General features: G+C 66.2%; 24 protein-coding genes. 9 read left to right on the forward strand and 15 right to left on the reverse strand.

The window, feature by feature from the left end; genetic code table 11:
* Positions 1–129 precede the first annotated feature (129 nt).
* Together ACZK0Z_RS17395 and ACZK0Z_RS17400 are read right to left on the reverse strand one after the other, a co-directional pair.
* Positions 130–3,087 (reverse strand): TonB-dependent receptor domain-containing protein, encoded by a 2,958-nt coding sequence (locus ACZK0Z_RS17395; RefSeq protein ID WP_197633380.1) that lies wholly within the window; start codon positions 3,085–3,087, stop codon positions 130–132.
* A 231-nt stretch (positions 3,088–3,318) separates the two neighbouring features.
* The gene (locus tag ACZK0Z_RS17400; protein WP_005410690.1) at positions 3,319–3,918 is read right to left on the reverse strand and encodes a TetR/AcrR family transcriptional regulator; all 600 of its coding nucleotides are present in this window, start codon (positions 3,916–3,918) and stop codon (positions 3,319–3,321) included.
* Between the two features lie 141 nt (positions 3,919–4,059).
* Here ACZK0Z_RS17400 and ACZK0Z_RS17405 point away from each other — a divergent pair, with 141 nt between their 5' ends.
* The 5 genes from ACZK0Z_RS17405 to ACZK0Z_RS17425 all read left to right on the forward strand — a co-directional run bounded on the left by ACZK0Z_RS17405 (position 4,060) and on the right by ACZK0Z_RS17425 (position 9,593).
* Complete coding sequence (locus ACZK0Z_RS17405) at positions 4,060–4,977, forward strand: alpha/beta fold hydrolase (protein ID WP_049428119.1); 918 nt, start codon at positions 4,060–4,062, stop codon at positions 4,975–4,977.
* On the forward strand, positions 4,974–7,451 hold the full coding sequence (locus tag ACZK0Z_RS17410; protein ID WP_049428122.1) for an acyl-CoA dehydrogenase: 2,478 nt from the start codon (positions 4,974–4,976) through the stop codon (positions 7,449–7,451). Before ACZK0Z_RS17405 ends, ACZK0Z_RS17410 begins: the two co-directional genes overlap by 4 nt.
* A gap of 76 nt (positions 7,452–7,527) precedes the next feature.
* Positions 7,528–7,995: a hotdog fold domain-containing protein gene (locus ACZK0Z_RS17415; protein ID WP_197633382.1), complete on the forward strand. Its 468-nt coding sequence runs from the start codon at positions 7,528–7,530 to the stop codon at positions 7,993–7,995.
* 474 nt (positions 7,996–8,469) lie between these two features.
* On the forward strand, positions 8,470–8,763 hold the full coding sequence (locus ACZK0Z_RS17420) for a transposase (RefSeq protein ID WP_019338990.1): 294 nt from the start codon (positions 8,470–8,472) through the stop codon (positions 8,761–8,763).
* Entirely contained in the window at positions 8,760–9,593 is an 834-nt protein-coding gene (locus ACZK0Z_RS17425) for an IS3 family transposase (RefSeq protein WP_404830271.1), read from the forward strand. The genes ACZK0Z_RS17420 and ACZK0Z_RS17425 overlap by 4 nt, the downstream gene beginning before the upstream one ends.
* Positions 9,594–9,728: 135 nt before the next feature.
* Here the strand turns inward: ACZK0Z_RS17425 and ACZK0Z_RS17430 are convergent, their stop codons facing one another.
* Positions 9,729–10,079: a DUF1304 family protein gene (locus ACZK0Z_RS17430; RefSeq protein ID WP_197633559.1), complete on the reverse strand. Its 351-nt coding sequence runs from the start codon at positions 10,077–10,079 to the stop codon at positions 9,729–9,731.
* A 76-nt stretch (positions 10,080–10,155) separates the two neighbouring features.
* Positions 10,156–11,484, reverse strand: a complete 1,329-nt coding sequence (locus ACZK0Z_RS17435; protein ID WP_197633558.1) for an MFS transporter — start codon at positions 11,482–11,484, stop codon at positions 10,156–10,158.
* Positions 11,485–11,770: 286 nt separating this feature from the next.
* Between ACZK0Z_RS17435 and ACZK0Z_RS17440 the strand changes: the two genes are divergently transcribed.
* The gene (locus ACZK0Z_RS17440; RefSeq protein ID WP_197633557.1) at positions 11,771–13,171 is read left to right on the forward strand and encodes a serine hydrolase; all 1,401 of its coding nucleotides are present in this window, start codon (positions 11,771–11,773) and stop codon (positions 13,169–13,171) included.
* A gap of 165 nt (positions 13,172–13,336) precedes the next feature.
* On the opposite strand, the gene ACZK0Z_RS17445 is transcribed toward ACZK0Z_RS17440, so the two are convergent.
* Entirely contained in the window at positions 13,337–14,095 is a 759-nt protein-coding gene (locus ACZK0Z_RS17445) for an SDR family NAD(P)-dependent oxidoreductase (protein ID WP_049431750.1), read from the reverse strand.
* A gap of 114 nt (positions 14,096–14,209) precedes the next feature.
* On the opposite strand from ACZK0Z_RS17445, the gene ACZK0Z_RS17450 reads away from it, so the two are divergent.
* Positions 14,210–15,103 (forward strand): LysR substrate-binding domain-containing protein, encoded by an 894-nt coding sequence (locus ACZK0Z_RS17450; RefSeq protein ID WP_197633556.1) that lies wholly within the window; start codon positions 14,210–14,212, stop codon positions 15,101–15,103.
* 120 nt (positions 15,104–15,223) lie between these two features.
* Here ACZK0Z_RS17450 and ACZK0Z_RS17455 read toward each other — a convergent pair whose 3' ends face one another.
* From ACZK0Z_RS17455 to nudE, 10 genes are all read right to left on the reverse strand, one after another.
* Positions 15,224–15,877: a histone gene (locus ACZK0Z_RS17455; protein WP_197633560.1), complete on the reverse strand. Its 654-nt coding sequence runs from the start codon at positions 15,875–15,877 to the stop codon at positions 15,224–15,226.
* A 612-nt stretch (positions 15,878–16,489) separates the two neighbouring features.
* On the reverse strand, positions 16,490–16,885 hold the full coding sequence (gene gcvH, locus ACZK0Z_RS17460; protein WP_005410701.1) for a glycine cleavage system protein GcvH: 396 nt from the start codon (positions 16,883–16,885) through the stop codon (positions 16,490–16,492).
* Positions 16,886–16,978: 93 nt separating this feature from the next.
* Entirely contained in the window at positions 16,979–18,091 is a 1,113-nt protein-coding gene (gcvT, locus tag ACZK0Z_RS17465; RefSeq protein ID WP_049431756.1) for a glycine cleavage system aminomethyltransferase GcvT, read from the reverse strand.
* Positions 18,092–18,235: 144 nt separating this feature from the next.
* Positions 18,236–18,679, reverse strand: a complete 444-nt coding sequence (locus ACZK0Z_RS17470) for an NfeD family protein (protein ID WP_049431759.1) — start codon at positions 18,677–18,679, stop codon at positions 18,236–18,238.
* A 1-nt stretch (position 18,680) separates the two neighbouring features.
* Positions 18,681–19,640, reverse strand: coding sequence for an SPFH domain-containing protein (locus ACZK0Z_RS17475; RefSeq protein WP_049431762.1), 960 nt, complete (start codon positions 19,638–19,640; stop codon positions 18,681–18,683).
* A gap of 67 nt (positions 19,641–19,707) precedes the next feature.
* Entirely contained in the window at positions 19,708–20,010 is a 303-nt protein-coding gene (locus ACZK0Z_RS17480) for an Mpo1-like protein (protein ID WP_049431766.1), read from the reverse strand.
* A gap of 137 nt (positions 20,011–20,147) precedes the next feature.
* A complete protein-coding gene (locus ACZK0Z_RS17485) occupies positions 20,148–20,477 on the reverse strand; it encodes a YnfA family protein (RefSeq protein WP_049431769.1) in 330 nt (109 codons plus the stop codon).
* On the reverse strand, positions 20,474–21,313 hold the full coding sequence (gene mazG / locus ACZK0Z_RS17490; protein WP_197620583.1) for a nucleoside triphosphate pyrophosphohydrolase: 840 nt from the start codon (positions 21,311–21,313) through the stop codon (positions 20,474–20,476). Before mazG ends, ACZK0Z_RS17485 begins: the two co-directional genes overlap by 4 nt.
* Before the next feature lie 13 nt (positions 21,314–21,326).
* Positions 21,327–22,130, reverse strand: a complete 804-nt coding sequence (cysQ, locus tag ACZK0Z_RS17495; RefSeq protein ID WP_049431778.1) for a 3'(2'),5'-bisphosphate nucleotidase CysQ — start codon at positions 22,128–22,130, stop codon at positions 21,327–21,329.
* Positions 22,127–22,690: an ADP compounds hydrolase NudE gene (gene nudE, locus ACZK0Z_RS17500; RefSeq protein ID WP_005418435.1), complete on the reverse strand. Its 564-nt coding sequence runs from the start codon at positions 22,688–22,690 to the stop codon at positions 22,127–22,129. The genes cysQ and nudE overlap by 4 nt, the downstream gene beginning before the upstream one ends.
* A gap of 77 nt (positions 22,691–22,767) precedes the next feature.
* Here nudE and bioA point away from each other — a divergent pair, with 77 nt between their 5' ends.
* On the forward strand, positions 22,768–24,159 hold the full coding sequence (gene bioA, locus ACZK0Z_RS17505) for an adenosylmethionine--8-amino-7-oxononanoate transaminase (protein WP_478449207.1): 1,392 nt from the start codon (positions 22,768–22,770) through the stop codon (positions 24,157–24,159).
* Positions 24,150–24,887, forward strand: a complete 738-nt coding sequence (locus ACZK0Z_RS17510; RefSeq protein ID WP_197633555.1) for a 16S rRNA (uracil(1498)-N(3))-methyltransferase — start codon at positions 24,150–24,152, stop codon at positions 24,885–24,887. The genes bioA and ACZK0Z_RS17510 overlap by 10 nt, the downstream gene beginning before the upstream one ends.
* Positions 24,888–25,092 lie beyond the last annotated feature (205 nt).

Raw genomic sequence — 25,092 nt, forward strand, 5'->3', positions numbered from 1 at the left:
CACCGACACCGGCATTGTGCTGCGTGCAGCTTCCGGCCGCACCCCAACCATGCATCGCCTTCGCGCCCATGAAAAAAGCCACGCCCCTTTCGGGGCGTGGCCATGTCACACGTACGGATTACGCCGCGATCAGAAGCGCTGGGTGTACTTCATGTACAGGAAGCGACCGATGTCGAAGCCACCGTAGTAGGAGACGTTCGCGCTCGGCTGGCTGTACATGGTCGGGCCCACGCGGCCGAACACGTTGTTGGCACCCACGGCCACGGTCGCATTCCACGGTGCGTTCCAGCGCAGCTGGACGTCGTTGAACACGGTCGCGCCACGCTGGTTGGTCGCGCTGCCCACCGCCACGCCCTGGTTGTTCGGCGAAGCGTAGTTCGGCAGGTTGCACTCTTCCGGGAACGTCACGGCGCTCAGGCACGATTCCTTCATGCCGGAGAAGTAACGGACGGTCCAGCTGGCACCGAAGTCACCCATTTCCCAACCCAGGTTCAGGTTCGAACGCACGCGGAAGGCGCCGCCCGCCCAGCCCACGCCGGTGCGGGGATTCGGGTGGGTGACCGGGTTCTTGGTGGTGACCAGGTCGTCACGCGAGGTGTAGGTGCTGGTCCACTGCGCGCTGAAGTTGCCGAAACGATCGGTCGGCAGGCGGTAGCTGACATCCAGGTCGAAGCCTTCCACCTCGCGGTAGCCGGCGTTGATGCCGGTGCGCTTGAGGTTGTTGACGATGCCGGTCACCGGATCACGCGTGAACGCCGAGCAGCGTGCCGCGATATCGTTGATGTAGCAGTCGTTGAGGATCAGGTTGGCCGTGTCCGAGATGATGGTGTTCTCGACGCGGATTTCCCACCAGTCCAGCGACATGTTGAAGTTCTGGATGAAACCCGGGCTCCAGACGAAGCCCAGGGTCTTGGACGTCGAGGTTTCCGGGGTCAGCTGGTCGTTGGAACCGGAGACGAAGGCCAGCGGGGTCTGCGACGATGCAGCGGTGGTCGGGGTGAAGCCCTGCTGCTGCTGGCGGAAGTTGTTGACGTTGACGCCGGCCGGCAGTGCAGCGGCGCAACGGGCACGCACCGCAGCGTTGGTGCGCGCTGCACCGTAGACCGAATCGCACGGATCGGTGAAGAAGTCGAACGACTGCGAACCGCCGCTGTACAGGTCGGCGATGGTCGGGGCACGGAAGCCTTCCGCCCAGGTACCGCGGATGAGCAGCGAGTCGATCGGCTTCCACTTGAAGCCGAACTTGCTGTTCAGCGTCGTGCCGAAGGTGTCGTAGTCCGAATGACGGGTGGCCGCGTTGAGGCTCAGCTCGCGGGCGCCCGGCAGGTCGGCCAGGATCGGCACGTTGAACTCGGCATAGACTTCGTCAACCTTGTAGCCACCACCGGTCGGGAAGTTGGCCAGGCCGGAGGTGTTGCCCGACTGCACCAGCGCGTCCGGGCTGAAGCTGCCCGTTTCCTTGCGGTGTTCGATACCCACGGCGAAGCCCAGGTCGCCGGCCGGCAGGGTGAACAGGCTGCCGGCGAGGTTGGCGGTGACGACCTTGGTGGTGGTCTCGGCGGTGGAGTGCGCAGACGGGAACAGCAGGTTCTGCAGGGCGGTATTGCCGGTCAATGCGCCATTGGCACCGTTGCTCTGGATGCCGGCATGCAGGAACGGGTTGTACGGCACGCACTGGTTCAACCCGATCGGGTTGGCCACGGTACCGCACTGCGCCACGCCGCTGCTGTTGATGAACGACGGACCCACGGCCGCACGCAGCGCGGTCAGGTTGAGGTCGCCGGTGCTGGTCTGGACCAGCTTGTTGTTGTTGTACAGGTAGCCGACATCCCAGTCGAACAGGCGGTCGGAGAACTCGAAGCTGCCTTCCAGGCCGCCGCTGAAGCGGAAGGTGGTCAGCTCGGCGCGGGTGTTGCGCGGTACTTCCGAAGTACGACGCCACCAGTTGGCGATGTCAGCACCCAGCGGATTGAACACACTGCTGGCCGAAATCGGCGAACCGAAGGCCAGTGCGCCGTACGGATAGCCGGCGATCTGGCGGTTCGAATCGCGGAAGCTGTACAGCATGTTGGTGCGCAGGCGCACGTTGTCGGTCAGGTCGTAGATGCCATCGACGAACACCGCACGGCGCTCCTGCGGGGTACGCAGGTCGGTCTGCAGGTTGGTGTTGGTCTTGTCCTGGGTGGAGAAGCTGTTGACGTTCTGCGCGATGTAGTCGGCCTTGTTGCTCGCGTTGCCACCCTCACGCAGGATCACGCGCACTTCGCGGTTCGGGTTGGATGCACTGGCGGCCGGATAGGTGACGCCCGGCAGGCCATCGGCCGGACGGCTGACGAAACCGCCGAACTCGCCGACGGTGGTCCAGCCGAAGTCCGGGTGGTTGGCGCTGCGCGGGAACGCACCGTACGGACGATCCGCCGCCCGCACCTTGTCTTCCTTGGCGTACTCGGCACCGATGGTCAGCGAACCGCGCTCACCCTTCACGCCCATGGTGAAGTCCATGGTGCGGGTGGCACCGTCGCCTTCACTGTACTGGCCGTAGTAGACGCTGCCGGTGGCGCCTTCGAAGTTGGTACGGGTGATGATGTTGATGACGCCGGCGATGGCATCGGAACCGTAGATCGACGAAGCGCCGTCCTTCAGCACTTCGATGCGCTCGATGGCCGAGACCGGCACGGTCGAGATGTCCTGCAGGCCACCGGTGGTGATGCCCAGGCGCTTGCCGTTGAGCAGCACCAGGGTGCGGGTGGCACCCAGGTCGCGCAGGCTGATGTAGGTGCCGCCGACGGCTTCGCCCGAGGACAGCGGCTGGGCACGGCTGATCGGCGGCGTACCCACGGCGCTGATGTTCTGCAGGATGTCAGCGACCGACGAGAAGCCCTGCTTCTCGATGTCGGCGCGGCTGAGGGTCAGGACCGGCTGGGCAGTTTCGACGTCGACGGTACGGATGCGCGAACCGGTGACTTCAATGCGGTCCAGGTTGGTGGCGGTCTGGGCAGACGCCACACCGGTGCCGGCAACGGATGCGGCGCTGGCGGCCAGCGCAACGCACACTGCATCGCGCAGCTTGTTGCTGTTCAACTTCATGGGCTCTCTCTCCATGGATCTTGGGTTGTGTGCTGAGTCCAACCGACGTACCCCAAAAGGGAGGCACAAAAAACGGCTGGTGACCCGATAGTAGCCACACTTGATCTGGAATTAAAGAGTCGTTAAGAAAACGCCCAAATCGCGTGAAACCAGTCTCACTACGACATACGTTGGCGCATTGAGGTCGCCCTGCAAGGCGCATTCGGCACTTGCAGGGCGCCGTTTTCCCATTCAGCTGGGAATGAGCGTCTCGATCAGATGCTCGACATAGGCCTCGAAATCCTCGCGGGCCTGCTTGGGTTGCTGCAGCTGCAGCGAAAGCTGCAGGAAGCCAACGTAGGCTGCATAGGCCAGGCGTGCGCGATGCCGTGCATCGGTGGAGCTGAGCCCGGCCTGGCGGAACGAAGCAACCAGGTAGTCGAGCCGGCGCTGCGACACGCGGTCGATCACCGGGCGCACCATCGGGTGGTCCAGCGCCTTCAGCAGTTCGCTGTAGATGATGTGCGGCTGCACTTCGTGCGCCACCATCTGGAACAACTGGCGCAGGCGCACGCGCGGATCCGGCACATCCTCCAGGCTGCCGAACACCTGTTCCTGTTCGAACAGTTCCCAGCGTTCCAGCGCCGCCTGCAGCAGCGCATCACGCGACGGGAAGTGCCAGTAGAAACTGCCCTTGGTCACACCCAGGCGCCGCGCCAACGGTTCCACCGCGACGGCACCCACACCTTGTTCAGCAATCAGATCGAGAGCTGCCTGGGCCCAGTCTTCGGCACTCAGGCGGCTGTTGCGGCCGGCGCGCGGTTCGCCGGCGGAAGCGTCAGGTTGATTCATGGGCTGATTTAACCATACGCCGGGGTTCGTTGCAGTACGCGGTTGCGGCCGAAACCGTCGCGGCGCCCGCCTCGGCACCTGCCGCAGCGCACCATACCGTGCAGTATTGACTTCCCTCACAAGCGCTCCATACTAGCAAGTATGGTTACGTCCCCTACTCCCGCTGCGTTCCATGATCTTCGCCTGGAGGCCGCCCATGGCGCGCGCCTGGCTGCGACTGCCAGCGACCATGGCCGCCGTGGCCGGGTGCTGTTCGCGCATGGCTTCGGCCAGACCCGGCATGCCTGGAACGCCACCGCGCGGGCCCTGTCTGCGGCGGGACTGCAGACATTGGCCTACGACGCTCGTGGCCACGGCGATTCGGACTGGAATGCCGCCGAACTGCCCTATCACGGCGAACAGTTCGCTGATGACCTCATCGTGCTGGCCGGGGAACAGCCGCGCCCGCCGGTGCTGGTCGCAGCCTCGATGGGTGGCCTGTTCGGCCTGCTGGCCGAATCGCGCTGGCCGGGCCTGTTCTCGGCGATGGTGCTGGTGGACATCACCCCGCGTTGGGATACCGCCGGTGTTGAACGCATCCTGGCCTTCATGACCGCCCATCCCGACGGCTTCGCCTCGCTCACCCAGGCCGCCGATGTGATCTCGGCCTACATGCCGCACCGTCCGCGCAAATCCGAGCAGTCGCTGCGCGCATTGCTGCGCGAGGACGGCCAGGGCCGCTGGCGCTGGCACTGGGACCCGCGCCTGGTGGCCGAACTGGCGCGCGACAGCGAGCAGCACCAGGATGCGCTGGCCGAGGCCGCACGCCAAGTGAAATGCCCGCTGCTGCTGGTCAGCGGCGGCCGCAGCGACCTGGTCACGCCACAGACCGTGGCCGAATTCCTGGCGTTGGCGCCGCACGCGCGTCACGTACAGCTGCCGCAGGCCACGCACATGGTCGCCGGCGATGACAACGACGCCTTTACCGCTACTGTGTTGGACTATCTGGACGTGTTGCCCGCAGCGGATGCTGCGGCTTCGTCCGCCACAAACGAGCACGTCACCGGAGCACGCTCATGAGCATCGTTCTTCCCTTCCTCGCCCTGCTGCTGGCAGGCGCGTTCGTCGCCTACCACCGCATGCGGCTGGTTACCTGGACGCTGATCAGCGTGGCCCTGCTGGTCGCCTGCTGGTTCATCCCCTACGTCAACCAGACCGCCACGATCGTGGCTGCCGCCGTGTTGGCCGTCATCGCCGTGCCGCTGCTGCTGCCGTTCATCCGCAAGCCGCTGCTGACCGGCCCGATGATGAAGGTGTTCCGCAAGGTGCTGCCGCCGCTGTCGCAGACCGAGCGCATCGCGCTGGAAACCGGCTCGGTCGGTTTCGAGGGCGAGCTGTTCACCGGTGATCCGGACTGGAACATCCTGCTCAACTACCCGAAGCCGCAGCTGACCGCCGAAGAACAGGCCTTCCTCGATGGCCCGGTCGAAGAGCTGTGCACGATGGTCAACGACTGGGAAATCACCCACGTCCACGCCGACCTGCCGCCGGAGCTGTGGGCCTTCATCAAGAAGAACAAGTTCTTCGGCATGATCATTCCGAAGGAATATGGCGGCCTGGGCTTCTCCGCGCTGGCCCACCACAAGGTGATCCAGAAGCTGGCCTCGGTGTCCTCGGTGGTCAGCTCCACCGTCGGCGTGCCGAACTCGCTGGGCCCGGGTGAACTGCTGGTGCACTACGGCACCCAGGAACAGAAGGACCAGTACCTGCCGCGCCTGGCCGATGGCCGCGAAGTGCCCTGCTTCGGCCTGACCGGCCCGTTCGCCGGCTCCGACGCCACCTCGATTCCCGACTACGGCATCGTCTGCAAGGGCGAGTGGAACGGCGAGCAGGTGCTCGGCGTCAAGCTGACCTTCGACAAGCGCTACATCACCCTGGCCCCGGTTGCCTCGCTGATCGGCCTGGCGTTCCGCATGTACGACCCGGACGGCCTGATCGGCGATACCCGCGACATCGGCATCACCCTGGGCCTGCTGCCGCGCGACACCGCCGGCGTTGAAATCGGCCGTCGCCACTTCCCGCTGAACTCGACGTTCCAGAACGGTCCGATCCGCGGCAAGGACGTGTTCATTCCGCTGACCCAGCTGATCGGTGGCGCTGCCATGGCCGGCAAGGGCTGGAACATGCTCAACGAGTGCCTGGCCGTGGGCCGCTCGATCACCCTGCCCTCCACCGCCAGCGGCGGTGCCAAGGCCGGTGCTGCCGTGACCGGCGCCTATGCACGCATCCGCAAGCAGTTCGGCCTGTCGGTCGGCCGCTTCGAGGGCGTGGAAGAAGCGCTGGCCCGCATCGGCGGCAAGGCGTACAAGATCAGCGCGCTGTCGCAGGCCACCGCAGCTGCGGTCGACCGTGGTGACGTGCCGTCGGTGCCGTCGGCGATCGCCAAGTACCACTGCACCAACATGAGCCGCGAAGTGATCTCGGACATGATGGACGTGATCGGCGGCAAGGGCATCATCCTGGGGCCGCGCAACTTCGCCGGCCGCAGCTGGCAGGCCGCGCCGATCGCGATCACCGTGGAAGGCGCCAACATCATGACCCGCAGCCTGCTGATCTTCGGCCAGGGTGCGATCCTCTGCCACCCGTGGGTGCTGAAGGAAATGAAGGCCGCGCAGGATCCGGACACCCGTGCCGGCCTGCAGGAGTTCGACCGCAGCCTGTTTGGCCACATCCGCTTCGGCCTCTCCAACGCCGTGCGTTCGTTCTGGTTCGGCCTGACCGGCGCGCGCTTCGGTGCCGCCCCGGGCGACGCTTACACCCGCCGCTACTTCCGCAAGCTGGACCGTTATTCGGCCAACCTGGCGCTGATGGCCGACATCTCGATGATGACCCTCGGCGGCAAGCTGAAGTTCAAGGAATCGCTGTCCGGCCGCCTGGGCGACGTGCTGAGCCATGTCTACATGACCAGCGCCATGCTCAAGCGCTACCACGATGAAGGCGCACCGCAGGCCGACCAGCCGCTGCTGGCCTGGGCCTTCCATGACAGCGTGCACAAGATCGAGGAATCGCTGTCGGCCGCCCTGCGCAACTTCCCGATCCGTCCGATCGGCTGGCTGATGTGGGCGCTGATCTTCCCGCTGGGCCGTCGTGCCGAGGCTCCGGGCGACCGTCTGAGCCGCCGCGTCGCCGCCCTGCTGATGGCGCCGAACGAAGCGCGTGATCGTCTGGCCAGCGGCGTGTTCCTGACCCCGTGCGAGAACAACCCGGGTGGCCGCATCAACAGCTACCTGAGCAAGGCGATCATGGCCGAACCGGTAGAGCGCAAGTTCCTGAAGGCCCTGAAGAGCAAGGGCATCGAAGCTCTGGACTTCAAGGCCCAGCTGGACGAGGCCGTGGCCGAGGGCGTGATCACCCAGGACGAGCGCAGCCTGCTGGAAGAGCTGCGCACGCTGACCTTGGACACCATCACCGTGGACGACTTCGACACCCACGAACTGCGTGCGGCCAGCTACTACGACCGCCAGCACAAGGACCCGCATTCGCAGGCGGCCTGATCGCCCGCGACACGCGTTGCCTTCGACGGCGGGCCTCGGCCCGCCGTCGTTCTATCCGACGACCGGAACACCGACCATGTCCACGCCCCTGCTCTCGCTCTACCACCGGCTGCAACGCTGGCCTGCCGGCACCTGGCTGTTCTCGCGCGCGGTCTGCTTCAAGGCGCCCTACTTCGCCAGCATCGCCCCGCGCATCACCCGCCTGGAGCACGGCCGCTGCGAAGGCACGCTGGCCGACCGCCGCAGGGTGCGCAACCACATCGGCACGGTGCACGCGATCGCGATGTGCAACCTGGCCGAACTGACCGCCGGGCTGATGGTCGACGCGTCACTGCCGAAGGGGATGCGCTGGATCCCGAAGGGCATGCAGGTGCAGTACCTGGCCAAGGCGCGCGGCACGCTGCAGGCGGTGGCGCTGCCGGCGCAGCCGATCGTGGCGGCGGCGCAGGGTTACGCGCTGCCGGTGACGGTGAGTGTGCGGGATCGTGCGGGGACGGAGGTGTTCAGCGCGGTCATCGACATGTGGATGTCACCGGCGAAGTAGTGTGTTTCCGCGAACGGCGCAGCCCCTCGTGGATGGGTCGCCAAATGCGGTTTATCGGCTGGGCCGGAGGGGTGAGGCCGGGCGGGGACGCCGCAAGTACGTCCGTGTAGGCTTAGCCGCGCCATCCATGGCGCGGATACCCCGCCCGGCCCCACCCCTCCGACCTCTGACAGATCTCTGTGGCGTCCACCCACGCAAGAGAAAAAAGAAGAGCAAGAGCAAAAGCAGAAGCGGTCCGCCGGCCGCTTTTTTCGTGCGCGCAGAACCCACGAGCGCAGCGACCCGCTGTTGCTCTTCATCTTCTCTTCTTCTCCGTGGGCTGGCCGCACACGGAACCTGTCAGGGGCCGGGCGGATGGGCTGGGCAGGGGTGTCCGCGGCATGGATGCCGCGGCCAAGCCCCCAAGGATGGGTTGTGGTGGTCTAATCAACTTGGACACTCGATAGGATCAATTTCGAGCATCGAGGTAGACCCATGGCAAAACAGATCACTCAGGGCATGAGGGATGAGGCGGTTCGCCTTGTCGTTGTGGAGGGGCAGACAGTCAGGGACGTCTGCCAGCTGATGGATGTCGGCCCGACGGCGCTGAGGCGCTGGATCGAGCAATGGCGGCGAAAGCATGACCCTCAGGCCGAGGCACCGCCGGTGGATGCCCAGGTCAGAATCGCCGAGCTGGAGGCCCAGAATCGCAGGCTCAAGGAGGAGCGCGACCTGCTAAAAAAATCCATCGCCTTCTTCATTCGGGACAGCGATCACCGGAACAGGTGATCCAGGAATTGGGGAAGGTCGCTCCGATCCGGTTGGTGTGTCAGTTGATGGACTATCCCCGTAGCAGCTACTACGCCTGGCTGCACCGGGAGCCCCGGATTGACCGGGCGCTGCTGGCCCAGGTTGATCTGGTTCGTCGCATTCATCAGTCCCATCGGGGGAGCTGTGGCTCTCGCAAGATGGCCAGGGAGCTGACCAACTGCGGCCTACCCATGGGGCGCTACCGCGCCCGGACGCTGATGCGCCGAGCCGGTGTCAGGGCGCGACAGCACCGGCGGCACAAGTACCACAGCCTTGGGCCGCAGGCACTGACGGCGCCCAACGTGTTGGAACGCCAATTCAACCCGGCGGCCCCCAACCAGGTCTGGGCAGGGGATATCACCTACATCCCGACCCAGCAAGGCTGGCTCTATCTGGCCATCGTGGTGGATCTGTTTGCCCGCCGGATCGTGGGCTGGGCTCACTCTCACGAAGGGGATGCCTGGCTGGCCGTCAGAGCCCTGCGCGGGGCGCTGAAACAGCGTCGTCCCAACGGGCGACTACTTTTCCACTCGGATCAAGGTCGGCAGTACACCAGCCATGCCATGGCCGAAATCCTGCGTGACAACGGCATCACCCAGAGCATGAGCCGGAAGGGCAACTGCTGGGACAACGCGGTGGTGGAACGGGTTTTCGCCACCCTCAAAGGGGAATGGCTTTACTCCAAATACCCCACTCGACAGGAGGCGGCAGCAGACATCGAGCAGTTCGTGGACTGGTACAACCACCGTCGGCTACACAGTGCCAACGGCCTTGTGCCACCTGCGCTTTGTGAAGAGCAGGTGGCCTGAACTCCCTTTGGGAGTGTCCAAAAATACTGGACCACCACAGGTTTACGGCGTCCCCTGCCCAGCCCATCCGCCCGGCCAAACCCACGACCCGCATTCCGCGGCCCACCCACGAGGGGCTGCGCCGTTGGCTGGAAACTACGCCACCGCGCGAAGAACCAGCGCCAGGATCGCCGGCACCGCCTGGATCATGAAAATGCGCCGGCTCACGCTGTACGCGCCATAACACCCCGCCACCACCACGCACGCCAGCGAGAACGTCACCAGCACCGGCTGCTCGATCACCAGCCCCACCACGATGCCCGCCGCCAGGAAGCCGTTGTACAGCCCCTGGTTGGCCGCCAGCACGCGCGTGGTCTCTGCCTTCTGCGGCGTGTTGCGGAACGTCTTCAGGCCCAGCGGGCGGGTCCACAGGAACATCTCAAGCACCAGGAAATAGACGTGCAGCAGGGCGACCAGCAACGTCAGGGCGAGTGCGATCCAGTACATGGGCGGTTCCTTGGACAGGGATGGGGAATGGGGTCAGATCCCTTTCCCTGAGGGAAAGGGATCTGACCCCGGAACATCAGCGGTCGCGCGGCAGTTTCTTTTCTTCGCGCAGCACGCCGAACGCGGCGGCGGTCATGCACGCGGCCACCAGCATGCCGCCGACGAACACCACATGCGAGCCGAACAGGGACAGGCCCTTGTGCACCCAGGCAAAGCTCAGGTCCGCACCGCGGTAGACCACGGTGTCGATGGCTGCGCCGGCCTTGTAACGCCACTGCCGGTCCACGCGGGTGTAGATGGTTTCGCGGGCCGGCTTGGCCAGTGCGAACTCGCTTGCGCGGGTCATCACCTGCACCACCGCCACCAGCAGGGGCATGGGCGAAGCGGCCAGCACCGAGAAGCCGATCAGGATCGCGAAGCCGGGAATCAGCAGCGCCGGTGCGATCCCGTGGCGGGACAACAGCCAGCGGGTCAGGCCCAGCTGCATCAACAGCGCCAGCGCATTCACTGCCAGGTCGATGCGCGAGAAGAACGCGGTGCTCGCTGCGGGGTCGGTGAACGCCGCACGCACGATGGCAGCCTGCTGGTTGTAGAGCAGCGTTCCCACGCCCACGCCGAACACCACCATGATCGCCAGCCAGCGCAGCAGAGGTTCGCGAACAATCAGCTTGAGACCATCCAGCACACTGCCGCCCATCGGCTTTTCGCCCGATACCAACTGCTGCTCCTGCTCGCGAAGCACCGCCCAGTGCCGCAGCCTCCAGATGCTCAACAGGCAGATGGCAAGGAAACCGGCCGACACCAGCATCAGGTTGGCGATGCCCACGCGCTGTACCAGCGCACTGGTGATGATCGGGCCGAGGAAGGCACCGATGGTGCCCGCCGCGCCGATGTAGCCGTAGTAGGCCCGTGCCTGCACATTGGAGAACACGTCGGCCATGAAGCTCCAGAACACCGCCACCGCGAACAGGTTGAAGACGGTGATCCAGAAGAAGAAAGCCATGCCGCGGCCCGGCACGCCGCTGTCGAACATCACGTAGAACCCGAGCAGGGTGACAATGAAGAAGCCGTACACCGCCGGCAGGAACACCCGCCTCGGAAAGCGGCTGACCAGCCAGCCATAGACCGGCTGCAGCACCAGCATGATCACGAACACGCAGGTGAACAGGAACTGCAACACGAAGTCCTTCAGCGCGATGCCATGGCTTCCGAACCAGGCGATCAGCAGCGGTGGGAACACCGTCTCCAGGTCGGCCGACGCGGCCATCGCCTCGCGCACCGGGCGCAGCACGTAGTAGCCGCTGAGCAGGCAGAAGAAGTACAGGAACGACCACCACAGCGCCGGCGACTCGCGCAGCGCCGCCGCCAGCCCCTGCAGCGGCCCTTTCCCCCGTACCGCACTCACGCGGTGTCCCTCGCCTGAAGACGGCGGTTGGACAGCGGCATGGCAGGCTCCGGGGGCGGTGAAGCGCGTACGTTATCCAATGCACTGCAACATCGCCAGCAGGTGGCCGTTTGAAGGCTGCAACGCACTGTCATGGCCGGGCCCGGATGACACGTTCCGATACACGCTTCGGAGGCGTCAAAATTCCAACTTTTTCAACGAGATGCGCATTCATCTTCGCTTTGTTTGTGCACAAGGGAAAAGCGGCGCTAGAATCGCCATCAGCAGTCGCGCACGGGTCACAACGATGAAAAAGAACAGCCTGCGTCGTCCGATCCGTTCGGCGGCCACCGGTTTGCTGGGCATGCTGATGCCTGTTGCCTTGTCCACCACCGCGCAGACACCGCCGGCATTGCCGCCGATGCCGACCAACATCGAATCCGCTGCGGGTCCCACTGTCGCCCACACCCAGCCGGCGGCCTACCGCACCGGTCTGGTGCCGCAGGTGCAGGCGCCCGCCGCAGGCTTCAACGTCGCCAACATCGAATCGATGGCGCAGCAGCTCACCTATGGCGAGCGCGTGCCAGGCATGGCCGTGGCCATCGTGCAGGGCGGCCGCATCCTCAGCGCGCGCGGCTATGGCGTCACCGACGTCAACAATCCGCTGCCGGTCGATGCGCACACCGTGTTCCGCCTGGCATCACTGTCCAAGGCGTTCGCCGGCACCATGGCCGGTCTGCTGGTCAACGACGGCACGCTGCGCTGGGACAGCAAGGTCACCGATTACGTGCCGGGCTTCCGCCTCAACTCGCCCGAAGCCACCGACCGCCTGACGGTGGCCGATGTGCTCAGCCACCGCGTCGGCCTGCCGTACAACGCCTACGACCGCGACATCGAAGGCAACGCCGAGTACTACTCGCTGACCCAGAAGCTGGCCAACACCAGCCTGAAGTGCCTGCCGGGCGACTGCTACGCCTACCAGAACGTGGCCTTCAGCCTGATCGGCGACGTTGTCTACGCCGCTTCCGGCAGCTTCTACGAGCAGTCGGTCGAGCGCCGCATCTTCAAGCCGCTGGGCATGAACGATGCCAGCCTCGGCCTGGCCGGCATCCAGGCCAGCTCGCGCTGGGCGCGTCCGCACGTGCGCAGCCGCAATGGCTGGGTGTCGCTGACGCCGAAGCCGACCTACTACCGCGTCGCCCCGGCGGCTGGCGTCAATGCCAGCGCCAGCGACATGGCGCAGTGGCTGCTCGCCCACACCGGGCACCGCCCTGACGTGCTGCCGGCGCCGCTGCTGGCCACCCTGCACTCCAGCCTGATCAACACCCCCGGTGAGATGCGTTCGGGCTGGCGCCGCGAGCGCCTGCATTCGGCCGGCTACGCACTGGGCTGGCGCACCTTCGACTATGCCGGCCACGACGTGGTGTTCCATGCCGGCGCCGTGCAGGGCTACCGCGGCCTGGTGGCATTGGTGCCGGAACGCGATCTCGGCATCGCCATCATGTGGAATGGCGAAAGCGGCCTGCCCAGCGGCCTGCTGCCGACCGTGCTCGATTCCGCACTCGGCCTGCCGGCACAGCGCTGGCTGGATGTGGACACCGACTTCGGCAGCGACAACCTGATGGCCGAAGGCGCAAGCCCGGCGCAGCAGGACAAGCGCAAGGGCAAGGGTGCCTCGAGCAACCGCGCGGTGGCGTCGCCGCGCTGATCTGGTGGGCTCGACGGTAAGCATGAAGGGCGGCCCATGGGTCGCCCTTTTCGTTCTTTCTGTAGAGCCGAGCCATGCTCGGCTGATTCAAGCAGTCGAGCATGGCCCGACTCTACAGATGCGAAAAGCAGCCGAGCATGGGCTCGGCTCTACAGCTCCGCAGCGCTAGTGCGCGAAGTAGTGCATGCCGCCGTCCACTGGAATCACCGCGCCGGTGATGTAGCCGGCCAGCGGCGAAGCCAGGAAGGCCACCAGCGGCGCCACTTCGTCCGGATCGCCGAAGCGCCCGATCGGAATGTTGCGTGCAATGAACTCGCGCCGGCTTTCCTCGGTGGGATGCAGGCGATCAAGAATCTGCGGGCTGTTGATCCGCCCCGGTGCGATTGCATTCACCGTGATGCCCTGCCCGGCCACTTCGGACGACAGGCCCTTGCTCCACAGATGAAGCGCCGCCTTCGCCGCCGTGGCCGCGTTCACCGTGCGCGGTTCCATCGAACCGCTGAAGTTGATCACCCGCCCCCAGCCCTGCGCCTGCATTGCCGGCAGCAGTGCCTGGCTCAACCGTCGTGCGGCAGAGAAGTTCAGCGCCAATGCCTCCTCCCAGATTGCGTCGGCGGCATCGACGGTCGTTGGCCGCGAGCCGCCAGCTGCGTTGACCAGGATGTCCACCCGCTGCAACGCTGCCAGCGCGGCGTCGGCGATGCGGCGCACGTCCCCGGCGTCGGTGACATCGCCCAGCAGGATGATCGGCGCGAGTGCGCCCGCCGCTTCGATTTCCGCCGCCAGCGCCTGCAGCGGTGCCTGACGCCGTGACGAGATGGCGACACGCACGCCCTGCGCGGCCAGTTGCCTGGCGACAGCGGCACCGATGCCACTGCCCGCCCCGGTGACCAGCGCGGTGCGTCCCTCAAGGTTCAAATCCATGGTGTTCTCCTGTCAGCGCGGCCGGTGGATCCGGCCCGTGCGGTGCATGCTGTTTGATCCCCCCTGATTGATAAACTCCGCACAGGTTTCAGCATTCAACACCCGGAGTGTCAGATGAACCTGCTGGAAAGCATGCAGGTCTACGTGCTGATCGTGGACAAGGGCAGCCTCAGCGCTGCGGCGGCAGCACTGGACATCTCCGCGACGATGGCCGGCAAGCACCTGCGTGCGTTGGAGGCACGGCTCGGCATGCAGTTGCTCAGTCGTACCACCCGGCGCCAGCACATGACGCCGTTCGGCGAGGACTACTACGCCCGCTGCCGGGAGATCCTGCGGCTGGTGGAGGAAACCGATGCGCAGGCCCAGCACCAGCACCTGGCACCGGCAGGCACGCTGCGCGTCAGCGCGCCGGTGATCTTCGGCACGCATGCACTGCTGCCGGCGTTGGCCGATTACATGGCGCACTACCCCGAGGTGCGTGTCGACGCGGTGCTGACCGACCGCGTCGTCAATCTCGCCGAAGAAGGTTTCGAAGCCGCCCTGCGTATCGGTACGCTGGCTGACAGCTGCGCGCTGGTCGCCCGTGCGCTGACACCCTATCGATTGATGATGTGCGCCTCGCCCGGATACCTCGCCCGGCATGGTACGCCTTCCGACCTGCAGGCACTTTCCCGGCACCAATGCCTGTCCTTCGAACCCAGCGCACTGGCGCAGTGGCTGCAGGCCGATGCTGGCGGGCTCGACCATGTGCCCACAGGTCGCCTGCAGATCAACAACGGCGAAGCGCTGCGTACGGCGGCGCTGCATGGGCTGGGCATCGTGCTGCAATCGGCACTGCTGCTGGCTGCCGACGTCGAAGCCGGGCGCCTGGTGCAGCTGTTCCCGGAGCATGGCCGGACCGGCCGGCCGATGCACGTGGTCTATGCCCACGACCGCTACCACTCGACCCGCCTGCGCAGCTTCATCGATTTCCTGGTGGAGCGCTTTCCACCGGCGCCGCACCGCTAGCGTCAACTATCGGAAAGGCAGTCGAGCATGGCTCGACGCGGCAAATGGCCCCATAAAAAAACCCCCTCCCCGCTGGGCAGCCAGGGAAGGGGGTTTCAGGATGCGGCTATCGGGAAGTACTTAGATCAGCGGCGCCGGGGTTGCCGGCAGAGCGACCGGAGCGGCCTTCTTCTTGCGGGCGGCCGGCTTGCGCTTGGCAACCTTCTTCGCTGCCTTCTTCGGGGCAGCCTTCTTGGTGGCCTTCTTCGCGGTCTTCTTTACTGCCTTCTTGGCAGTCTTCTTGACGGCCTTCTTGGCAGGCTTGCGGGCCGTTGCCTTCTTGGCAGTCTTCTTGGTGGCCTTCTTGGCTACCTTCTTGACGGCCTTCTTCGCGGTCTTCTTGACAGCCTTCTTGGCAGTGGACTTCTTGGCTACCTTCTTTGCCGCCTTCTTCACTGCCTTCTTCGCAGTGGCCTTCTTGGCGACCTTCTTCGCAGCCTTCTTCACTGCCTTCTTGGCGGTCGCCTTCTTCGCGACCTTCTTCACTGCCTTCTTGGCAGCGGCCTTCTTCGCGACCTTCTTCACCGCTTTCTTGGCGGCGGGCTTCTTCTTCGCAGCTTTCTTGGTTGCCATGGGATGGCTCCTCGTCAGTGATAGGGAGTTGAAACGCCCAGGTGGATCAAACCCGCGGATGCTGCGTGCGGGGACCGCCGGCGCGTCAGGCGCGCCGTTACGGATACGGCAATGCCCGCCTCGATCGGCGGAGCGGGCATCGGAACGGGAAGTGCCTTGCATTTCTCCGGGGGAAGCGGGGCCATGTCCACCGTCATCAGGGTCGCGGTGGTCTTGAAGGGGCTGCTTCGCATCGGACGATTGATTCTGCGCACTCGGTTGGGCAGGCAAGGTCTGCTGAGGCGAAACCTAATCACGGTTTTTTTTACTGTCAACAACCCCCGCGAAAAATTTTCACATCCGCGCCATCCACGGTGTTGCCTGCACGGTCGCCACGCTCCGCCTTCGACGACCACCAAAGCGCCACGCACGCACGTTACCTGCAACGACAACGACGCAAGCGTTGAACAAAAAGCACTTGAAATAAGCACTCCGCGCAGATGCATTCATGTTGGCGGCCACTGCATGCACGCATCGCCAGCAGCGGTCGCCGCCCCCACCAACGCCAGCACAACGGCACCGCAACGGGGGGCGAAAAGTTTTCACATCCGGACGCGTCGGCGCGGGGTGGAAACGCGGATTTGCGCAAAACTGCGCACGCCCCTCGGTACCGTTCGCGGGTCTGCTGATGCCGCGTCGAGGGCGCGCAGCAAACCCTGCGTCATGAGCCGACGTACTCGCCAAAACAAAAACGGCCACCCGAAGGTGGCCGTTGCAGAACCCGGAAACGACGACTCAGTGGTCGTCGTTCTCCAGGGCTTCGGCGTACGCGTCCGGGTCCAGCAGCTCGTTGACCTCTTCAGCGTTGGTCAGTTCGACCACGAACATCCAGCCTTCGCCGTAGGCATCTTCGTTGATGGTTTCCGGCTTGTCGGACAGGGCCGAGTTGACCTCGACGACCTTGCCGCTGATCGGGCTGTAGACGTCCGAGGCGGCCTTCACCGACTCGACGACGGCGATCTGTTCGCCGGCCTTGGCGTCGGCGCCGACTTCCGGCAGTTCGACGTAGACCAGGTCACCCAGCAGGCCCTGGGCGTGGTCGGAAATACCGACGGTGACGCGGCCATTGCCTTCGACACGGGCCCACTCATGGGACTTGAGGAACTTGAGGTCGCCGGGGATCTCGCTCATGGGACTGCTCCAGAGATATGCAGGGGTGGAAAAAACGGGGCTAGTGTAACCAACCGGCCGCCACTGCTGTCAGTGACGACCGGCATGTTCGGATCAGGCGTCGGCGAGCACGCCGGGCTGGGCCTGGCCTTCGCGCACGAACGGGAACTTGACCACGCGCACCGGCACCTGCCGGCCGCGGATGTCGACGGTGACTTCGCCGAGTTCACCGGCCGGTACACGGGCGAAGGCGATGCCCTTGGCCAGGGTCGGCGAGAAGGTGCCGGACAGGATCTCGCCCTGGCCACCCGCGGTGGTCACCGCTTGGCCGTGGCGCAGCACGCCCTTCTCGTCCATCACCAGGCCGATCATCTGGCGTGCGGTGCCGGCAGCCTTCTGCGCTTCCAGCACGTCGCGGCCGATGAAGTCGCGGCCTTCGTCCAGCGACACCGTCCAGGCCAGCGCCGCTTCGTACGGGGTGATCTCTTCGTCCATGTCCTGGCCGTACAGGTTCATGCCGGCTTCCAGGCGCAGCGTGTCGCGCGCGCCGAGGCCGGCCGGCTTCACGCCCGCCGCCAGCAGGCGGTTCCAGAACGCGACCACGGCATCCTGCGGCAGCAGGATTTCGAAGCCGTCTTCGCCGGTGTAACCAGTGCGGGCGACGAACAGCTCGACGCCGTCGTCGGACTGCACCTGGAGGGCGGCGAAGCGGCCCAGCTTGGTCAGCGCCTCGCGCTCGGATTCGCGGGCCAGGCCGATCACGATCCCGCGCGCCTGTGGGCCCTGCACGGCCAGGATGGCCAGGTCCGGCCGCTGCTCGACGCTGACGCCGAACGGCGCGGCCTGCTCGCGCAGCCAGGCCAGGTCCTTTTCGCGGGTGGAGGCGTTGACCACCATGCGGAAGAAATCTTCGCCCAGGTAGTAGACGATCAGGTCGTCGATGACGCCGCCGCGCGGATTCAGCATGCAGGAGTACAGCGCCTTGCCCGGCACCTTCAGCTTGTCGACCGAGTTGGCCAGCAGGCGGCGCAGGAACGGCTTGACCTGGTCACCGCGCAGGTCGACCACGGTCATGTGGCTGACGTCGAACACACCCGACTCGCGACGCACCAGGTGGTGCTCGTCCAGCTGCGAGCCGTAGTGGATGGGCATGTCCCAACCCCCGAAATCGACCATCTTGGCGCCAAGGGCGCGGTGGGTATCGTTGAGCAGCGTCTTCTGGGTCATGACCGGGTCCGGCAGCAGAGGAAACAAGAATCCCCATTATCCCAGATCGGTCGCCCGCAGGCGCGCCGCAGCGCAGCGGCGGAGCTGTAGAGCCGAGCCTACGCTCGGCTCCCACACGAAGAGCAGCCGAGCATGGGCTCGGCTCTACACGGGGCGGTCTGCCACCTCGACCACCAGCGTGCTGCCCCGTACCGCCACCACCCGCACCAGGCTGCCGGCCTGCAGTTCCGGGCCGCTTACCTGCCAGTACGCATCATCGATGCTGACCCGGCCCTGCCCGCCGACGATGCCCTGCTGCAATGGCACCACCCGTCCGACCAGCTGCTCGGCGCGGCGGTTGAGCAACGGTGCATCGCTGGGTCGCGCCCTTGCCTTGCCCCAGCGCCGGTAGCACTGGATCGAGACCACGCTCAGCACGACGAAGGCAACGACCTGCCACAGCAATGGAATGCCGCTGAACACGGCCACCAGCACGAACACGGCGGCCGCGCCGATGCCGATCCACAGCATGAACGCGCCCGGCGCCAGTGCCTCTGCGGCAAACAGCAGCAGTGCCAGCGCGCCCCAGCCCACGACCTCCCAGCGCATGTCAGCCTCCGATCGGCGGCGGCCGCTTGCCTGCGGCCTTGTTGTTCTGGTCGCCCAGTGCCTGCTTGGCCAGTTCGGCCACGCCAGCGATCGAGCCGATCACACCGCTGGCCTCCATCGGCATCAGCACCAGCTTCTGGTTTGGCGAACTGGCCAGCTCCTTGAACGCTTCCACGTACTTCTGCGCAACGAAGTAGTTGATCGCCTGCACGTCGCCTTCGGCGATCGCCGCCGACACCATCTGGGTTGCCTTGGCTTCGGCCTCGGCCAGGCGTTCGCGGGCCTCGGCATCGCGGAACGCCGCCTCGCGGCGGCCTTCGGCTTCCAGCACCGTGGCCTGCTTCTCGCCATCGGCGCGCAGGATCTCCGACTGTCGCGAACCCTCGGCTTCAAGGATCTGCGCGCGCTTCTCGCGCTCGGCCTTCATCTGCCGCGCCATTGCATCCAGCAGGTCGCGCGGCGGCTGGATGTCACGGATCTCGATGCGGTTGACCTTCACGCCCCACGGGTTGGTGGCATGGTCGACCACGCTCAGCAGCTGGGCGTTGATCACTTCGCGCTGGCTGAGCGATTCATCCAGGTCCATCGAACCGATCACGGTACGGATGTTGGTCTGCACCAGGGCGATCATCGCCACTTCCAGATTGGCTACCTCATAGGCCGCCTTGGCCGCGTCCAGCACCTGGAAGAACACCACGCCGTCCACCCGTACGGCAGCGTTGTCCTTGGTGATCACTTCCTGGCTGGGCACGTCCAGCACCTGCTCCATCATGTTCACCTTGCGCCCGACCCCGTACACGATCGGGATCAGGAAGTGCAGGCCGGGGGTCATGGTGTGCGTGTAGCGCCCGAAGCGCTCGACGGTCCATTCGTATCCCTGCGGCACCATCCGCACCGCCTTGAACAGGATCACCACGGCCACAAAGGCCAGTACCACGGTAAAGAACATGGTCGGGAACATCGCGCTTTCCTTATCGATGACGTCCAGGCCCCAGCATAGCGCGTGAGGGCGGCCCCCAGGGCGGCCGCTACCAGGGTACGCGCCGGCGCAGGATGTCGGCGAACATCACCCAGTCGCCCATGAACGAGTACAGCGGATGCTGGAATGTTGCCGGACGGTTCTTCTCGAAAAAGAAATGACCGACCCAAGCGAAGCCGTAACCGCAGAACAGGGCGGCAAGCACGAGGATGGCTTGCCCGCGCAGGATCGCCGCCGCAACCAGCAGCAGCACTCCGCAGCTGCCGATGAAGTGCAGGCGGCGCGACACCGGGTGGCGGTGCTCGCTGAGATAGAACGGATAGAACTCGCGGAAGCTGGCGAAGCGGGACATGCGCGTGCTCCGGGGACCAGGGGCGCCCCCATCATGCACCTTCCGGGAAGGGAGCGCTGCCCTTGCAGAGCCGAGCCATGCTCGGCTTGCGCGCGCCCGCGCGGCCGGAAGGAAGAGCAGCCGAGCATGGCTCGGCTCTACACTGATGAGGCGCGCGGCCCGAACATGATCACTGCCATGCCGGCCAGGCACAGCGCCGCACCCAGTATGTCCCAGCGACTGGGGCGGATGCCATCGACCAGCCACAGCCAGAACAGCGCGGTGCCGATGTAGACGCCACCGTAGGCCGCATAGACCCGGCCGCTGGCGGTCGGGTGCAGGGTCAGCAGCCAGGCGAACAGCGCCAGGCTGGCGGCCGCCGGCAGCAGCAGCCAGATGCTGCCGCCCTTGCGCAGCCAAAGCCACGGCAGGTAGCAGCCGACGATCTCGGCCAGCGCGGTCAGCAGGAACAGGCCGAGTGTCTTCACGCTTTCTCTGCTGCCTTGGCGTGCTGCCACAGCGCTTCCTGCGCATCCAGGTCCATCGCAGCCAACGCTTCCCCCTGCGCGTCGGCCTGCGCTTCCATCGCACGGAAGCGACGCTCGAACTTGTGGTTGGCCGCGCGCAGCGCCGCGCCCAGGTCGATGTCGGCATGGCGGGCCAGGTTGGCGCAGACGAACAGCAGGTCACCCAGCTCCTCCTGCAGGCGCGCCTTGTTGCCGGCGATGTCGCCGCGCTCGAACTCCTCGCGCAGCTCCTGCAGTTCCTCGGCCGCCTTGTCCAGCACCGGGAGCGGGCCCGGCCAGTCAAAGCCGACCTTGGCCGCGCGCGACTGCAGCTTCACTGCCCGCTGCCATTCCGGCAGGCCGCGCGAGATGCCGGCCAGTGCGGAGGTGTCCTGCTCGCCCTTGGCGGCGCGCTCGGCGCGCTTGATCGCCTCCCAGTTGCGCATCACCCCGTCGGCATCATCGACGCTGACCTCGGCGAACACGTGCGGGTGGCGGCGCTGCATCTTGTCGCTGATCGCGCGGGCCACGTCTGCGAAGGCGAAGCTGCCCTGCTCTTCGGCCATGCGCGCATGGAACACCACCTGCAGCAACAGGTCGCCCAGTTCGTCACACAGGTCGTCGAGGTCGCCGCGGTCGATCGCATCGGCCACCTCGTAGGCTTCCTCGATGGTGTATGGCGCGATGGTTGCGAAGTTCTGCTCCAGATCCCACGGGCAGCCGCCCTGCGGGTCGCGCAGGCGCGCCATGATCGCAAGCAGGCGCTCCAGCTCCTCGGAGGCGGCGCTGCCGGTGGTGGGGGTGTCGTGCGCGCTCATGCGGCCTCCAGGGTCAGTCGGACAACCAGTCGCGCCACGGCAGGCTGGTATCACCAAGGGCAATGAAATCGCCGTTCAACAGGGTTTCGCGGCGGTTGTAACGGAAAGGCTTGCCGGTCGCGGCCGACAGCACCGCGCCGCCCGCGGCATGCAACACGCACTGGCCGGCAGCGGTATCCCATTCGGAGGTCGGGCCCAGCCGCGGGTAGACATCCAGGCCGCCTTCGGCGATCCGGCAGAATTTCAGCGACGAGCCCTGGGCGACTGTCTCGATGCGGCCCATGCGCGCCAGCAGCGCTTCGGTTTCCGGTGAGCGGTGCGAGCGGCTGGCGGCGACGCGCAGCGGTGCGGTGGCCGGCGTGCGGGTGCGCAGCACGGTGTCGTGCAGGCCCTGCCGGCGATAGGCCAGCTCGCCACGCATGGCATGCCAGACGATGCCGGTGACCGGGGCCAGCACCACGCCGAAGGCAGGTGCGCCCTGGTAGATCAGGGCGATGTTGACGCTGAACTCGCCATTGCGCTTGACGAACTCGCGGGTGCCGTCGAGCGGATCGACCAGCCAGTACGCGCCCCAGTGGCGCCGCTGCTCCCACCCCACCTGCGCCGATTCCTCGGACAGGATCGGCAGGTCCGGAGTCAGCTGCTGCAGGCCCTGCTCGATCACGAGGTTGGCGGCCAGGTCGGCGGCGGTAACCGGGCTGTTGTCATCCTTGATCTGCACCTCGAAGCCATCGGCATACACCTGCATGATGGCTTGTCCGGCTTCCTGGGCGATGGCGATGGCGGTCTCGCGCAGGTCCGTGGTCAGTTTGATCATCGCGTTCCCTGCAGCCACTGGCGCGCGATGAACAGCGCCGCCAGCGAGCGTCCCTCGGAGAAGTCCTCGCGCAGCATCAGCTGGTCCAGTTCGGCCAGCTTCCACGGCACCACTTCCAGTTCTTCCGGCTCGTCACCGGCCAGCTTTTCCGGATACAGGTCACGTGCCACCACCAGCCACGACTGATGGCTCATATAGGTCGGGGCCAGGGTCATTGCGCGCAGCACGTCGACCCGGCGCGCACCGTAACCGGCTTCTTCCTTCAGCTCGCGGTCGGCGGCCTGCTCGGGGGTTTCGCCGGCGTCGATCCGGCCCTTGACCAGGCCCAGCTCGTAGCGGTGCATGCCGGCGGCGTATTCACGTACCAGCAGCACGGTCTCGTCATCCAGCATCGGCACCACCACCACCGCGCCGTGGCCACGGCTGACCAGGCGCTCGAAGCGGCGGCGTTCGCCGTTGGAGAACTCCAGGTCCAGGTGCTGGCGCTGGAAGGGGCCGTTCTCCTCATCGGTGATCCGATGGATGATCGGCAAGCGACGGCCGGCACGGTCATCGTTCATGCGGAATCTCCGCGGCGGCCGGCGCCAGCGCCGGGGCCGATAGAATGTGCAGGCAGCAACATGTTCATGAGCCCGAAATGCTAGCAGACCCAACCCCCTCCCCGCTGGCCCAGCACTGGCGGCAACGCGACCTGCAGGTGCTGTGGCACCCGTGCACGCAGATGCGTGAGCACCCGCATACCCTGCCGCTGGTGCCGATCGCCCGTGGTGAAGGCGCATGGCTGATCGACCACGACGGCAACCGCTACCTGGACGCCGTCAGCAGCTGGTGGACCAATCTGTTCGGCCATGCCGAGCCGCGCATCGGCGGCGCCATCGCGGCGCAGGCCGGGCAGCTGGAACAGGTGATGCTGGCGGGCTTCGGCCACGAGCCGGCGATCACCCTGGCCGAGCGCCTGCTGGCGCTGGCGCCACGCCAGCCCGGCCGCGAACCGCTGGCCAAGGTGTTCTACGCCGACAACGGTTCGGCCGGCGTGGAAGTCGCGCTGAAGATGGCGTTCCAGTATTTCCAGAACCGTGGCGAGCCCCGGCGCACGCGTTTCATCGCGCTGGAGAACGGCTACCACGGCGAGACCCTTGGCGCGCTGGCGATGGCGGACATCCCGTTGTACCGCCGCGTCTACGCACCGCTGCTGGCCGAAGGCCTGTTCGCGCCCTCGCCCGATGCCTACCTGGCCGAGCCGGGCCAGAGTGCCGCTGATCGTGCACGCCAGGCTGCCGATGGCCTGGCCACCCTGTTCGACCAGCATCCCGGCGAGATCTGCGCGGTGGTCCTGGAGCCACGCCTGCAGTGCGCCGGCGGCATGCGCATGCATGACCCGGTCTACCTGCAGCGTGTGCGCGAACTGTGTGATGCGCACGGCGCATTCATGATCGCCGACGAGATCGCCACCGGCTTCGGCCGCACCGGCACGCTGTTCGCCTGCGAGCAGGCCGGTGTGATGCCGGACCTGATGTGCCTGTCCAAGGGCCTGACCGGCGGCTTCCTGCCGCTGGCCGCGGTACTGGCCACGCAGGCACTGTACGACGCCTTCCTTGATGACTCGCGCGAGCGCGCCTTCCTGCATTCGCACAGCTACACCGGCAACCCGCTGGCCTGTGCGGCCGCGCTGGCGACGCTGGACATCTTCCGCGACGACGATGTCATCGCCCGCAACCGTGGTATCGCCTCGGTGATGGGCACGCTGGCTGCGCCATTCAGCGACCATCCGCACGTGGCCGACGTCCGCCAGGCCGGCATGGTGGTGGACTTCGAGCTGTCGCGTGATGGCAACAAGCGCACCCCGTTCGACCCGGCGCTGCGACTGGGCCTGCACGCCTACAAGGCCGCGCTGAAGCGTGGCGTGGTGCTGCGTCCGTTGGGCGACGTGCTGTACTGGATGCCACCCTACTGCGTGGATGACGAACAACTGGAGCTGCTGGCACATACCACGCTGGCGGCGATTGACGAGGCGATTGCATGCGCGTGACCCGCTGCCCCATCGACCTGGCGCTGCACAGCGGCCAGACCCTGACCCTGCCGGAAGAGACGGCCAACCATCTGGTGCGGGTGATGCGCCTGCGCGAGGGTGATACCTGCGTGCTGTTCAACGGCGATGGCCACGACTACAGCGCCACGCTGACCGCGGCCGGCAAGCGCGAGGTGCAGGTGCGCATCGATGCGGTGCAGCCGGTGGACAACGAATCGCCGCTGGCGATCACTCTGCTGCAGGGCATTGCCCGAGGCGAGAAGATGGACCTGATCCTGCAGAAGGCCACCGAGTTGGGCGTGAGCGCCATCGTTCCGGTGAATGCCGAGCGCACCGAGGTGAAGCTGGATGCCGCGCGCGCGGAGAAGCGCGTGGCGCACTGGAACAACGTGGTGACCTCGGCCTGCGGCCAGTCCGGGCGCGCACGTATTCCGCAGGTGGGTTCGCCGTTGTCACTGGCGCAGGCTGCGGCGGTACTACCCGCCGATACGTTGCGGCTGACACTGGATCCGCTGGGCGCGCATCGCCTGTTGACGCTGGAGGCCGCGCCGGCCGGTGGCATCGTGATCGCGATCGGCCCGGAAGGCGGCTGGTCGCCGCGCGACCGTGATCAGCTGGCAGCAGCAGGCTTCCAGGGCCTGCAACTCGGCCCGCGCATCCTGCGCACGGAGACGGCCGGCCTGGCCGCGATCGCGGCGCTGCAGGCGCGGTTGGGCGATCTGGGGTAAGGGTGGTTCGTGGTAGTGCCGGCCGCTGGCCGGCATCCACGGGATCATGCGGTTGCCGGCCAGCGGCCGGCACTACCGCGACCAGCGCGTCCAAGGCAGCAGCCGAGCGTGGGCTCGGCTCTACAGGGCCGGCGCCAGATTGCAGTTTCCTTGTGGAGCCGAGCCATGCTTGGCTCGGTGCCGGCCAGCGGCCGGCACTACCGTT

The sequence above is a fragment of the Stenotrophomonas sp. 116085_Sma genome (assembly GCF_056479585.1).